General features: G+C 63.0%; 10 protein-coding genes. 6 read left to right on the top strand and 4 right to left on the bottom strand.

Going from position 1 to position 13,721, the window contains the following annotated elements; genetic code table 11:
• The first annotated feature begins 1 nt into the window (after nucleotide 1).
• From QFZ88_RS07895 to QFZ88_RS07885, 3 genes are read left to right on the top strand one after another with little or no spacing between them, the layout of a single operon-like run.
• Complete coding sequence (locus QFZ88_RS07895; protein WP_024925695.1) at nucleotides 2-1,096, top strand: ABC transporter ATP-binding protein; 1,095 nt, start codon at nucleotides 2-4, stop codon at nucleotides 1,094-1,096.
• Nucleotides 1,093-1,995, top strand: coding sequence for a carbohydrate ABC transporter permease (locus QFZ88_RS07890; RefSeq protein ID WP_024925694.1), 903 nt, complete (start codon nucleotides 1,093-1,095; stop codon nucleotides 1,993-1,995). The genes QFZ88_RS07895 and QFZ88_RS07890 overlap by 4 nt, the downstream gene beginning before the upstream one ends.
• Nucleotides 1,996-1,997: 2 nt before the next feature.
• Complete coding sequence (locus tag QFZ88_RS07885) at nucleotides 1,998-2,873, top strand: carbohydrate ABC transporter permease (protein ID WP_024925693.1); 876 nt, start codon at nucleotides 1,998-2,000, stop codon at nucleotides 2,871-2,873.
• An 18-nt stretch (nucleotides 2,874-2,891) separates the two neighbouring features.
• On the opposite strand, the gene QFZ88_RS07880 is transcribed toward QFZ88_RS07885, so the two are convergent.
• Nucleotides 2,892-4,115, bottom strand: coding sequence for an ROK family transcriptional regulator (locus tag QFZ88_RS07880; protein WP_024925692.1), 1,224 nt, complete (start codon nucleotides 4,113-4,115; stop codon nucleotides 2,892-2,894).
• A gap of 93 nt (nucleotides 4,116-4,208) precedes the next feature.
• On the opposite strand from QFZ88_RS07880, the gene QFZ88_RS07875 reads away from it, so the two are divergent.
• Complete coding sequence (locus QFZ88_RS07875; RefSeq protein ID WP_024925691.1) at nucleotides 4,209-5,276, top strand: Gfo/Idh/MocA family protein; 1,068 nt, start codon at nucleotides 4,209-4,211, stop codon at nucleotides 5,274-5,276.
• Between the two features lie 67 nt (nucleotides 5,277-5,343).
• On the opposite strand, the gene QFZ88_RS07870 is transcribed toward QFZ88_RS07875, so the two are convergent.
• Genes QFZ88_RS07870 through QFZ88_RS07860 form a run of 3 tightly spaced genes read right to left on the bottom strand, consistent with a single transcriptional unit; the run spans nucleotide 5,344 to nucleotide 9,928 of the window.
• Nucleotides 5,344-6,510, bottom strand: coding sequence for an efflux RND transporter periplasmic adaptor subunit (locus QFZ88_RS07870; RefSeq protein ID WP_024925690.1), 1,167 nt, complete (start codon nucleotides 6,508-6,510; stop codon nucleotides 5,344-5,346).
• Nucleotides 6,511-6,521: 11 nt separating this feature from the next.
• On the bottom strand, nucleotides 6,522-9,704 hold the full coding sequence (locus QFZ88_RS07865) for an efflux RND transporter permease subunit (protein WP_024925689.1): 3,183 nt from the start codon (nucleotides 9,702-9,704) through the stop codon (nucleotides 6,522-6,524).
• Nucleotides 9,705-9,706: 2 nt separating this feature from the next.
• Nucleotides 9,707-9,928 (bottom strand): hypothetical protein, encoded by a 222-nt coding sequence (locus tag QFZ88_RS07860; RefSeq protein WP_024925688.1) that lies wholly within the window; start codon nucleotides 9,926-9,928, stop codon nucleotides 9,707-9,709.
• 185 nt (nucleotides 9,929-10,113) lie between these two features.
• On the opposite strand from QFZ88_RS07860, the gene QFZ88_RS07855 reads away from it, so the two are divergent.
• Both QFZ88_RS07855 and QFZ88_RS07850 read left to right on the top strand, forming a co-directional pair.
• Entirely contained in the window at nucleotides 10,114-10,731 is a 618-nt protein-coding gene (locus QFZ88_RS07855) for a TetR/AcrR family transcriptional regulator (protein WP_024925687.1), read from the top strand.
• Nucleotides 10,732-11,103: 372 nt separating this feature from the next.
• The gene (locus QFZ88_RS07850; protein ID WP_036254482.1) at nucleotides 11,104-13,548 is read left to right on the top strand and encodes a heavy metal translocating P-type ATPase; all 2,445 of its coding nucleotides are present in this window, start codon (nucleotides 11,104-11,106) and stop codon (nucleotides 13,546-13,548) included.
• Nucleotides 13,549-13,721: the final 173 nt, after the last annotated feature.

Genomic DNA, 13,721 nt, shown 5'->3' with positions numbered 1-13,721 from the left:
GATGTCCACCATTAGCCTGAAATCCGTATCCAAGAGCTTCGGCTCGGTCGACATCATCCGCAATGTCGACCTTGAGATCGCGGATGGCGAATTCGTCGTGTTCGTCGGGCCCTCGGGCTGCGGCAAGTCAACGCTGCTGCGCCTGATTGCCGGGCTGGTGCCCGTGTCGGCGGGCGACATCGACATCGACGGCGAAGACATGACCGAAGTGCCTGCCTCCAAGCGCGGCATCGCCATCGTCTTCCAGTCCTACGCGCTCTATCCGCACATGACGATCGCCCGCAACATCGGCTTCGCGCTGGAGACCAGCGGCATCGGGCGGGAGGCGATCCGCACCAAGGTTGAACAGGTTGCCGCGACGCTGAAGATCGGCCATCTGCTCGACAGGTTGCCGCGCGAGCTTTCCGGCGGCCAGCGCCAGCGTGTCGCCATCGGCCGTGCCCTTGTGCGCCAGCCGAAGGTGTTTCTGTTCGACGAACCGCTATCCAATCTCGACACCGACCTGCGCTCGGAAATGAGGGTCGAGATCGCGCGGCTGCACGAAGACCTCAAGACCACCATGGTCTATGTGACGCATGATCAGGTCGAGGCGATGACCCTGGCCGACAGGATCGTCGTTCTGAACGAGGGACGCATCGAGCAGGTTGGCACGCCGCAGGAACTCTACCATCGTCCGGCCAACCGTTTCGTCGCCGGTTTTATCGGCTCGCCGCGCATGAACTTCCTGCCGGTGACGGCGGCAAAAGCGGATGACGGCTGGCGGCTGAGCGGCGCGGGCGGGCTGGACCTCGCGATCGGAGCAGGCGCCTCTTCTCCCGCTTCGGTCGGCATCAGGCCGGAAGCATTGGCCATCGCGGGCGCGCGGCAACCTGCGCGGATTTCGGGTGAATTGCTGCGCGCCGAGGATCTCGGCCACGAGCATCTCGCTTATGTGCGCGTCGCCGAAGATCTGGTCTGGACGGTGCGTCTCTCGAACCATCTGGCGCTCGCGCGTGGAGAAAAAGTCGGGCTGACCTGGTCGGACGATGCGCTTTTTGCTTTCGACGGCGACGGCCGGCGGCTGGTCACCTCTCTTGCCAGGCAGGCCGCGGCATGAGCACGCGTCGCGGAAACGCATTGCAACGCAAGGAAACGCGCGCGGCGTGGATGTTCCTGACGCCGGCTCTCGTCGCGCTGACCCTCGTTGCCTTCTGGCCGCTCGCCCGCACGCTGTATTTTTCCTTCACCAATGCGACCCTCGACGATCCCTCGGTCTACGATTTCATCGGTTGGCAGAATTTCGTCGACATCGCGATGGACGGTCAGTGGTGGCGGGCGGTTGCCAACACGGTGGTGTTCACGATCATTTCGGTGTCGCTCGAAACCCTTCTCGGGCTGGGCATCGCGCTGCTGCTCAACCAGGCGCTGCCGGGCAGAGGCGCCTTGCGCGCTGCCATCCTCATTCCCTGGTCCATTCCGGTCGTCGTGTCGGCCAAGATCTGGGAATGGATGCTGCACGACCAGTTCGGCATTCTCAACAATTTGCTGATCGGTCTCGGTTTCATCGACCACGGCATTGCATGGACGGCGACGCCGTCGCTGGTCATGGGCGTCATCATCTTCGTCGATGTGTGGATCACCACGCCGTTCATGGTGCTGCTGATCCTGGCCGGGCTTCAGGTGATCCCAGAGGAGGTGCGCGAGGCCGCACTTGTGGATGGCGTTCCGTGGTGGAAGCGCTTCTGGTCGATCACCCTGCCGCTGCTCAGGCCGGCGATCGGCGTGGCGGTGCTGTTTCGCGCGCTGGATGCCATGCGCATGTTCGACCTTGCCTACATCCTCGCCGGCAATGGCGAGCGCACGCAGACCATCTCGATCTATGCGCGCAACCAGCTGATCTCCTTCCAGGAGACAGGCCTGGGTTCGGCTGCTTCCACCTGGGTGTTCTTCGTGATCGCGCTGGTCGCGATCCTCATCATCGGGACGATGCGGCTCGACCGCGCGGCGGGGAAATGACCATGGCCAGCACAACAGCGACGGCGAGACGCCGATCTTCCACTCGCTACCGTTGGCAAAGACGGGCACGCTCGGCCGGCCTTGTTATGCTCAGCCTGCTTGTGCTCGCCTACACGCTGTTCCCCTATTATTGGGCGATCGTCTCGTCCTTCCGCTCCGGCTCGGAACTGTTTTCGACCAGCCTCGTGCCGAGCTTTGACCTGGCCCACTACAAGGCCCTGCTGGCCGACCCCGTCTTCACCGGCTCAATCATCAATTCGCTGATCGTCGCCGGTTCGACCACCGTGATCTCGCTGGCGCTCGCAGTCGCCGCCGCCTATGCGCTCGGCCGGCTGAATTTCAGCGGCAGGCAGGCCATGCTGATGGCGATCCTGGTGGTCTCGATCTTCCCGCAGATCGCGGTGATGTCGGGCATGTTCGAACTGGTGCGCTGGCTCGGCCTCTACAATCGCGTTGGCGCGCTGATCCTTGCCTATCTGATCTTCACAGTGCCGTTCACGGTGTGGGTGCTGACCTCCTTCATGCGCGAATTTCCGCGCGAGCTGGAGGAGGCGGCGATCATGGACGGTTGTTCGCATTGGCGCATCCTGACCAGGATCCTTTTGCCACTGATGGGGCCGGCGCTGGCAAGCACCGGTCTGCTCGCCTTCATCCTGGCGTGGAACGAATTCCTGTTCGCGCTCACCTTCATCCTCAGCGACGAGAACCGTACCGTGCCGGTGGCGATCGGCCTGATCTCCGGCAACAGTCGCTACGAATACCCGTTCGGGCCGGTGATGGCGGCATCGATCATTGTCACGCTGCCGTTGCTGGTTCTGGTGCTGATCTTCCAGCGGCGGATTGTCAGCGGGCTGACCGCCGGTGCCATCAAGGGCTGACGGCCCATGCGGCCGGTCTCAATCCAGCCCGTAGAAGACGTCGACGATCTCACCGGCGATGTTCCATTTCGCCGAAGGCTGCGCTTCCAGGGTTGCCAGCAGGGGCATCGTCGCGGCGCCGAGCGCGATCATGTTGCGGTCGAGCAGGCCTTTCTGCAGGCGCGGCTCGGCGCGGTCGTCGCGCAGCGCGATCGTATGCGGCAGGGGTTCCAACCGTGTCAGCAGCCGGTCGAGCAGCCATTCGGGCAGATCGCTGCCGAGGATGATCGTTTCCGGGTCCAGCATGTTCTCGAGTGTGCCGACCAGCCAGTTGAGATGCGGCGCCACATCGGCCAGCCAGGCTTCCGCCCTGTCGGGATGGGCTCTGATGAGGCTGGCAAAACCATCTTCCGCGTCGCGCGCGCTGCCGCTGGCGCCGATCATGTCCAAAAGATGCTCCACGGACACGATCCGCTCCAGATAGACGCTCTCCCCATGATGCTGAATGAGGATGCGGCCGATCTCGCCGGCGTTCGACCAGCCGCCACGAAACAGCGCACCGTCATGCACCAATCCGGCGCCGAGGCCGTGCCCGAGCAGCAGATAACAGAAGTTGCGAACCGCACGGCCCTGCCCGAAGGTCAGTTCCGCCAGTGCGCCGGCATTGGCGTCGTTCTCGATGATGACGGCCATGCCCGTCTGCTCGGCCAGGCGGCGGTCGATTTCGTAACCGTGGAGTTCGCTCCAGAACGAACCTTCGAGATGGGGAGCGTCGAGGGTCAAGGCATCGCGCAGGCGCGGCGAAGCGATGCCGATGCCCCAGACGCGATCGGCCGGGACCGAAGCCGAAGCGACAAGATCATCGATCACGGCGGCAAGGGCGGTATGGACACCTTCGACCGTGCGCGCGCCGAGCGGCCGGCGCAGACCGACACACTCGACGAAGTTGAAGTCGACAAGGCTCGCCCGCACCAGGTCGCGATCGATGTGCAGGCCGATGCCGTAGCCGCGTTCGGCGGCGATGCGGTAGTTGGTCGGCGGCTGACCCTTGCCGCCATAGACCTTGCCGGTGCGTTCGATGAGCCCGGCCCGTTCGAGATCGTCGATGATGTTGGACAGCGATTGCGGACTCAACCGGGTCAGGCGAGCGAGATCGGCTCGGCTCTGCGCGGGCTCGCGGCGCAGAAGATCGAGCACCGTCTGGCGGTTCAGGCGTTTGGTGAACTCGTTGTTCTTGCCGAGACCGGCTTTTCTGACTTTCACGCGATCACCTAAATCCACTCAGTTGAATAAATCGACGATCCGTGTCATCTACCACAGGAATTCCTTGTAGTCCTTAGCATTTTGGAGACCACCATGGACATCCGCGTCGGCCTGATCGGCCTTGGCGAAGTCGCCCAGCTCATGCACCTGCCGCTCCTGGCCGACGACAGCCGCTATCGCATCGAAGCGGTGATGGACGTCGCGCCGTCCCTGGTCGATCATATCGCCGAACGCTACGGCGTCCCGCGTCGCTACCAGCGCGCCGAAGACCTGTTGGCCGATGCCAATCTGGACGCCGTTTTCATCCTGACGCCGGACCATATCCATGGCCGCCTGCTTGGGCAGGCGATGGACGCCGACAAACATATCTTCATCGAAAAGCCGGTCTGTCTGACCGCGGACGAGCTGACACCGCTGCTGCCGCGCGCGGAAAGCTACAGGAAGACGATCTTCGTCGGCTACATGCGTCGCTTCTCGCGGCCATTCCTGGAATTGAAGAAGCGCATGCCGGCCGTCGACACGGTGCTGCACGCCCGCGTGCGCGACATCATCTGCGAAGGCCCGTTCTTCATCCGCCAGACGCGCAACGTATTCTATCCGAAGGACGTGCCGCAGCCGATCATCGACGAGGGGCGGGTGGAGACCGAACGGCTGCTGCGTTCGGTCATGGGTGCCGACGCGACCCGCGATCAGCTGCGTGCCTATCAGGTGCTGACAGGCCTTTCATCGCACTCCTTCTCGGCGATGCGCGAATTGCTGGGTGCGCCGAAGGGGGTGCATGCGGCGCGCCAGCATCGCGGGGAGTCGATCTCCGTGCTGTTCGACTACGGTCATTTCACAGCTGTCTACGAAGCGCTGATCCACAACGTGGCGCGCTTCGACGCCGGTATCGATATCCTGACTGACCGGCAGCAATTCCGCGTCAATTATGACACGCCCTATATCCGCAACCTGCCGTCGCGGCTGGAGATCATCGATTCCACGGATACTGAGACGCGGACTGAAACCTTCGGGCCGAGCTACGAAGATCCGTTCCGCATCGAGCTCGACGCTTTCCACGACTGCGTGGTCAACGGAGCTAAGGCCAAGACGACGTTGAAGGATTCAGTTGCCGACCTTGACCTGTTCACCAAGGTGGGCCGGGCCTTCATGGCCGCATAACAATGATATCGCCCAGCCGGCCAGTGGGATTCCCCGATGGCCGGCTGGGTCGGTCCGACGCCTGGTATCAGGACGCCGGGGCCGGGGCCGGGCTTGCCGTTTGGGGGTTTACCGGCATGCCCGGCCCGATCTTCTGAAGGTTGCCGCTGATGATCTTGTCGGTTTCGCTGATGCCCTTGGTGATGGCGACCAGCTCACCGTCTGTCTGGCCGAGCTCGACCAGCCGCATACCGACCTTGTTGCCCTCGTCGATCACGTAGACATATTTGCCAAGCTGGCTGGAGCCGAGCGCGACTTGCGGCACCAGAAGCGTGTTCGGCGTCTCGCCGACCAGAAGGCGGATGTTCACATACTGGCCGGGCAGCAACGAGCGGTCGTCATTGGCGATGGTGGCACGGGCGATGATGGTGCCAGTGGCGGCATCCACCTTGTTGTCGATGAAGGTCAGTTCACCCTTGCGGGATGCATTCTTGTCGCCGGGGACCGAGACCTCTGCCGCGATCGCGCCATTCGTCCTGGCTTTCTGGATCAGCACGAGGTCGCCTTCGCTCGGCGTAAATGTGACATAGACCGGACTGATCTGGACCAGCGTGTTGAGCGAAGTGCCGCCGACATTGACGAGGGTGCCGACCGTTGCCTGGTTGCGACCGAGGCGACCGTCGAAGGGGGCATGGATTTCGGTGTAGCCAAGATTGATCTGGGCGGCCTCGATCGCGGCCTTGTCGGCCGCGACTGACGCTTCGCCCTGCTGCATGGTGCTGCTGCGCAGATCCAAACCATCCTTGGACAGGAAACCTGTCTTAATCAGATCGTTGCCGCGCGTCAGGCTCGCCTTGGTGTATTCGAGCGAGGCCTGATTGCGCTGCGCCTGTGCCTTCACCTGATCGAGCGCCACCTGATAGTCGCGCGGGTCGATCTTGTAGAGCAGGTCACCCTTCTTGACGTCGGCGCCGTCGTTGGCCGCCTGTTCGAGGATGTAGCCGGAAACCTTCGCCTGCAGGGCGACGGTGCGGATCGCCTCCGTGCGCGCGGTGTAGTCGAGATAGACCGGGAGCGTCTTCTTGACCACGCTGGTAACGGGGACGGGCATGGCCTGATGCGCGGCCGCGGGCGCGGCAGCGTCGGCAGGCTTGGCGAGCAGGCCGGACAGGACGGCCGGTTCACCATTGAAGTGGACATAGGCTGCCGCCGCCGCGATCACGGCAACGGCTGTGGTGATTTTCCAGGGACGCATGGGAGACTCCATTATTCGGCTGCCTCGGCCTGCGCCGGCAGCGCGGGCTGCTGGTCGCCGTGAGGCTTGGTATTGGTATGTGCAGTTTCAGCGCCGGACCGCCGTTCCCGCCATTGTTCGATGATGGCGTAGAAGACCGGCACGAAGACGAGCGTCAGGATGGTTGCGGCGAGCATGCCGCCGAACACCGCCGTGCCGAGGGACTGACGGCTGGCGGCACCCGCGCCGGTGGCCAGCATCAGGGGCACGACGCCCAGGATGAAGGCAAAGGCGGTCATCAGGATCGGGCGAAGGCGCAGTCTGCCCGCTTCCATGGCGGCCTCGACGATGCTCATGCCCTGCTCGCGAAGGTGCTTGGCGAATTCGACGATCAGGATCGCGTTCTTGGCCGCCAAGCCGATCAGCATGACGAAGCCGATCTGCGAATAGACGTCCATCTGCATGCCGCGCAGCCAGATGGCGAGCAGCGCGCCGAACAGAGCGGTTGGCACCGACAAAATCACCATGAACGGCATCGACCAGCTCTCGTACTGCGCGGCCAGGATCAGGAACACGAAGACGATGGCGAGTGCGAAGACCAGAATGGCGACCGAGCCTGCCTTCAGCTCCTGGTAGGTGATGCCCGTCCATTCGAAGCCGAAGTCGTTCGGCAGCGCGGTCGCGGCCGCCCGCTGCATGGCCTGGATGGCCTGGCCGGATGAGAAGCCGGGAGCCGCATTGCCATTGATCGAGGCCGAGCCGTAGTTGTTGTAGTGCGAGACCGTTTCGGGGCCGACGACCGACTTCATCATGCCAAGCGTCGACAATGGCACCATCTGACCGGTGTTGTTTCGGACGTAGAGCTTGGTCAGGTCGGTTGCTTCCGCGCGTGCGGCCTTGTCCGCCTGCATGGTGACGCGGAAGGTGCGACCGAACATGTTGAAGTCGTTCACATAGAGTGACCCGAGATAGATCTGCAGGGTGTTGAAGACATCGGGCAGGGCAAGGCCGAGCAGCTTGGCCTTGTTGCGGTCGAGGTCGAAGTTGAACTGCGGCGTCGAGGTCGAGAAGGTCGTGAACAGCGTTTGCGGGTTGAGCTCGGGCTGCTTGCGGGCTTCCGCCAGCAAGGCTTGCGTGGCCTCGTTGACCGCGTTGGCGCCACGGCCGGCAAGATCCTCAACCTGGAACTCGAAGCCGCCAGTGGTGCCGAGACCCTGGATGGACGGCGGTTCGAAAGCCAGCACAAGTCCGTCAGGCATGCCGAACAACTGTGGACGTACCTTGTTGACGATGTCGGTGGCGCTCATCCCCGCGCCGCGTTCATCCCATGGCTTCAGGATCGCAAACAGCGCCGCCGAGTTCGACTGGTTGGCGAAAGTCAGGAAGTTGAAGCCTGCAACGGTGATGACGTACTCGACACCAGGCGTGGCGAGCAGCTTTTCGCGCACCTTCCTGGACACCTCGTCCGTTCGCTCGAGCGAGGCGCCGTCGGGTAACTGCACGATGTTGAAGAAATAGCCCTGGTCCTCGACCGGAAGGAAGGCCGTCGGGACGCGCGTCGAGATGAGATAGGTCGCGGCAATCAGCGCCACGAACACGCCCATCATCAGCCAGCGCAGCTTGATGAACCCGCGCACGGATGCCGAATAGGCATGCGAGAGCCAGGTGAAACCGCTGTTGAACCAGCGATAGAGAACGAAGTTGGACGGCGGGCGATGGCGCAGGAAGGCCGCCGACAGCGCCGGTGAAAGCGTCAGCGAGTTGAAGGCCGAGATGCCGACCGAGATCGCGACTGTCAGCGCGAACTGGTTGTAGAGCTCGCCGGTGACACCCGGAATGAAGGCGACCGGAATGAATACGGCCATCAGCACCGCCGTGGTGGCAATGATCGGGCCTGTGACTTCCTTCATCGCCAGCCGGGCAGCTTCCAAAGGCGGATGTCCGGCTTCGAGCTGTCGCTCGACGTTTTCGACCACCACGATGGCATCGTCGACCACAAGGCCGATGGCGAGCACCATGCCGAGCAGCGATAGCATGTTGAGCGAGAAGCCGAGCGCCAGCATCACCACCATAGTGGCGATCAAAGAGACCGGGATGGCGATGACGGGGATAAGGGTCGTGCGCCAGTTCTGCAGGAAGATGAAGACGACGGCCACGACCAGGATCAGCGCTTCCAGCAGGGTCTTGACCACGTCGTCCATGGCGGCCGACACGAACTTGGTCGTGTCGTAGAAGATCGTATACTGGATGCCTTTCGGGAAGCGCGCCGACAGCTCCTTCATCTTGGCTTCGATGTTCTTCTTCAGCTCAAGCGCGTTGGAGCCCGGCATCTGGAAGGTCGCGATGACGACGGTCGGTTTCTCGTTGGCATAGGTGGACGAGTTGTAGAGCAGCGAACCCAGCTCGATGCGGGCGACGTCGCGCAGGCGCACCAGCGAACCGGTCGCGGAATTGGCGCGCACGACGATGTTGCCGAACTCCTTGGGATCGGACAGGCGGCCGGTGGCGTTGACCTGCATCTCGAAGGCCGTTCCGGCCGGTGCCGGGGACTGGCCGATCTTGCCGGCCGCGACCTGCACGTTTTGCTCAGCAATGGCGCTCTGCACGTCGACGGCGGTGATGCCGAGATTGGCCAGCTTGTCGGGATCGAGCCAGACGCGCATCGAATAGCGGCGCTCGCCGAAGATTTGCACATCGCCGACACCGGGGACGCGCTTGAGCGGATCCGCCACCTGCAAATAAGCATAGTTGCTGAGCGCGACGGGATCGACCGAGCCGTCCGGCGAGGTCAGGTTCACGATCAGCACGAAGCTCGGGTTCTGCTTTTTGACGGTAACGCCGGCCTGGTTGACGATGGCCGGCAGGGAGGATGCCGCCTGCGAGACACGGTTCTGCACGTCCATCGCGGCAATATCGAGCGGATAGCCGACATCGAAGGTCACGGTGATGCGCGAGGAGCCGTCATTGGAACTTGCCGAAGACATGTAGGTCATGCCTTGGACGCCGTTGATCGACTGTTCGAGCGGCGTCGTCACCGTATCGGCGACAACCTGCGAACTGGCGCCCGGATAATTGGCGCTGACGACGACCTGCGGCGGCGCGATGTTGGGGAACTGCGCGACGGGCAAAAGATAATAGGCGATCAACCCGGCGAGCACCATGATGATGGCGATCGCCGAGGCGAAGATCGGACGCTGGATAAAGAAATTGACCATGTTCAAACGGCTTTTCGGAGATCGGGAACGGGATCCGCCGGGAGAAAGGCGGCGTCGATGCCAGGGAGCGGCGTATCTTGGTCGGCGGCGCGCAGGCGCGCTGCGGTGCGGACAAGCATCGCCTTGAGAGCGGCCGGATCGACATGATCAGCCTGCATCACGGCGAGGGTCATCGGGTCATTCAGCAGCTGATCAATGGTCAGGGCTCTGTAATGAAATGCCATCGTGTGCCTCCTGATCGATGTTGCGGCGACAGATTCCCGATGACGAAAGCCGCATTTTTCGGCCATCGCCCTGATCCATCACCTTGTCCGACTTGGCCTATGGTCGACCTTGACGGGGACATTAAGGAATGTTACCGCTCGGTAACAGCCAGATAGTTACTGACCGGTAACACTCACGTCAAGCTATGAACGACAAAATTTTGCAGCATGCTGACATCAACGCTCAGGTAAACCTGCGTCCGCGCGAGCGCATCGTGTTGACGGCGCGCGAGATGTTTTACCATCACGGCATCCGCAGCGTCGGTATCGAAGCGATCACCGAAGCCGCCGGCACCAACAAGATGACGCTCTACCGGCATTTTGGTTCCAAGGACGATCTCATCGTCGAATGCATCCAGAAGGCGGTCGCGGAGGGATGCAACTTCTGGGACGAGCTCGAAGGCAAATATCCGGGCGACCCGAAAGCGCAATTGGCGGCCTGGGTCCAAAACTGCGCGGAACGCCTTGGCTCCGACGAACGCGGCTGCGAGATGGCCAACGCCGCGGTGGAACTTGCGGAAGAGGACCATCCCGCCCGCCGCGTCATCGAAGACGCCAAGAAGCGGTTTCGCGGCCGGCTTGCGGAACTTTGCGAAAGGGCAGGGCTGGAACAGCCCCGGATGGTGGCCGACATGCTCGGTCTGCTGCTTGAAGGGGCCAAGATCAGCCGCCAGAGCGAAGGCGCCGAAGGGCCGAGCGCCCGTTTCAAGCGCATGGCCGACGAAATCATCGCAACCGTGGGCGGGCAGGGCGACAAAGCCTGATCTGCCCCTGACTGCTTTCCGCCAGCCTCCCATCCGGTGACCATGTGCTGTTTGCCCACACGGCAGCTGTACGTCTGCGAGAAATGTTCGCTTTCCGATGGTGAATATGATGCGGCTGCAAGCATTGGGACAGGGCTGGGGTTTGGCGTTTCGTTATAGGCCGCCACTGTCTGCGCCTTCCCGCCATGGCAAGGTCAAGTCTTGTTTCGAAGGCGGATGACCGTCAGGCCAGCGCGGAAAATATGCCGCTTGACCTTCCCATGACTGGAAGCTTTATCTGTGTTGGCAACTGCTCAAGAAGAGAGTTGCAAAGTCATGAACGCCATACCCCAAAACCTGCCGGTGCAAACCGCTTCGAAATCCGCCACCACAATGCAGTTCGGCATTGAGGGCATGACCTGTGCCTCCTGCGTGCGCCGCGTGGAAAAGGCCATCGCGGCGGCTCCCGGTGTCATTGCCGCCAACGTCAATCTGGCCACCGAACGTGCCGAGGTCGTCTTTTCCGGCGAGCCGGATCTGGCAAAAGTGCTGACGGCGGTCACTGCTGTTGGCTATCAGCCGCGCAGCGAGGCGGTCGAGCTGGCAATCAAGGGCATGACCTGCGCGTCCTGCGTGGCCCGCATCGAGCGGGCATTGAAAGCGGTGCCGGGGGTCTCGAACGCCAATGTCAATCTGGCGACCGAACGCGCGACGGTGGATTTCACGCTTGGCGCGGTCGACGGCGCCGCCCTGGAGGCGGCGGTGGCTGCCGCGGGTTACGAAGCCCGGCAGATCGTCGCCAACCAGGCTTTCGAGCGCGACGCGGACAATCGGCAGGCGGAAATCAGGGCGCTTGGCCGCGCGCTGGCGATAGCCGCGATATTCACGCTGCCGGTCTTCATCCTTGAAATGGGCTCGCACCTGATCCCGTCTTTCCACCATTGGGTGATGGGCACATTCGGGATCTGGAGCTGGCGCCTGCAATTCGTGCTGACCACGATCGTGCTTTTCGGTCCGGGTCTGCGGTTCTTCACCAAGGGCCTGCCGGCGCTGTTCAAGGGTGCTCCTGATATGAACGCGCTGGTGGCGATGGGCGCCGGCGCGGCCTGGGTCTATTCCGTGGTCGCCACCTTCCTGCCGGCCGCGCTGCCGGTGGGAACCGCCAATGTCTACTATGAGGCCGCGGCGGTCATCGTGACGCTGATCCTGCTTGGGCGCACTCTCGAGGCGCGTGCCAAGGGGCGAACCGGCGAGGCGATCAAGAAGCTCGTCGGTCTCCAGGCGAAGACCGCGCGGGTCGTTCGAGACGGTATCACCAGCGAGGTGGCGCTGGGCGATGTGCGCGTGGGCGACGTCGTCCTCGTGCGACCCGGCGAAAAGATCGCCGTGGACGGAGAAGTCGTCGAAGGTTCGTCCTTCGTCGACGAATCCATGATCACCGGCGAGCCGGTGCCCGTTTCCAAGGGGATCGGCGCCGAGGTCGTCGGAGGCACCATCAACAAGACCGGCAGTTTTTCCTTTCACGCTACCAAGGTCGGCTCGCAGACCCTGCTTGCCCAGATCATCCGCATGGTCGAGGCCGCGCAAGGGGCCAAGCTGCCGATCCAGGCACTGGTCGACAAGGTAACGGCCTGGTTCGTGCCGGCGGTGATCGTTGCGGCGCTGCTGACATTCGCGATCTGGCTGGTCTTCGGCCCGGACCCCGCTTTGTCCTTCGCTTTGGTCAATGCCGTCGCCGTGCTGATCATCGCGTGCCCCTGCGCGATGGGCCTGGCCACGCCCACCTCGATCATGGTCGGCACCGGCCGCGCCGCCGAAATAGGCGTGTTGTTCCGCAAGGGCGATGCGCTGCAGACGCTGCGGGACGCTTCCGTCATCGCGCTGGACAAGACCGGGACCTTGACCGAAGGCAGGCCGGAACTCACCGACTTCATCGTCGCCGACGATTTCGAGGAGGATGAGCTGCTCGCCGTTGTTGCTTCGGTCGAAGCACGCTCCGAGCATCCGCTCGCCGAAGCGATCGTGCGGGCTGCCGAGGGACGCGGGCTGGAGTTGGTCGATGCCACCGACTTCGAAGCCATTCCAGGCTTTGGCGTTCGTGCCCGGGTCGGGGCACGCCGGGTCGAGATCGGGGCCGACCGCCTGATGGCGCAAATCGGCCTCGACGTCTCCGATTTCGCCGCCGTGGCCGAGCGACTGGCCGGCGAGGGCAAAAGTCCGCTCTATGCCGCGATTGACGGTGAACTCGCGGCGGTTGTCGCGGTCGCCGATCCGATCAAGCAGTCGACACCGGCCGCAATCAAGGCGCTGCAGGCATTGGGCCTCAGGGTGGCGATGATTACCGGCGACAACCGGCACACCGCCCAGGCGATCGGCCGCCAGATCGGCATAAACGAGATCGTCGCCGAGGTGCTGCCGGACGGCAAGGTCGAAGCGTTGAAACGGCTTCAGGCCGGCGGCGCCCGCGTGGCGTTTGTCGGCGACGGCATCAATGACGCGCCGGCCCTGGCGGCAGCCGATGTCGGCATCGCCATTGGCACCGGCACCGACATTGCCATCGAAAGCGCCGACGTGGTGTTGATGGCGGGCGATCTCCGCGGCGTTGCCAATGCAATCGCGCTGTCGAAGGCAACCATCCGCAACATCGGCCAGAACCTGTTCTGGGCCTTCGGTTACAACGTCGCGCTGGTTCCCGTGGCCGCTGGCCTGCTCTATCCGTTCAACGGCACCTTGCTGTCGCCGATGCTGGCCGCCGGCGCGATGGCGTTGTCCAGCGTGTTCGTATTGACCAATGCGCTGAGGTTGAAACGCTTCCGCGCTCCGTTGAAGGCGGGCTGATTGGGAGCGTGAAGGAAAGCGTATTGCGTAAACGCTCGTAAGTCATCCGCGGATAACGGATCAAGGGCGCGGTCTCTTCATTGGACATAGTCTGATGAAGGGATCGCGCCTTTCGCTTGCGCGGCATTTTCCACAAACCCGGCAGCCGGCCGGGCGAGCAATCGCTGGACCTT

The organism is Mesorhizobium sp. YL-MeA3-2017 (assembly GCF_030814575.1).
In the GTDB taxonomy this organism is placed as follows: domain Bacteria; phylum Pseudomonadota; class Alphaproteobacteria; order Rhizobiales; family Rhizobiaceae; genus Mesorhizobium; species Mesorhizobium terrae.
Note: the sequence above shows the minus strand (reverse complement) of the source record. Positions and strands in the feature narration are given on the sequence as shown.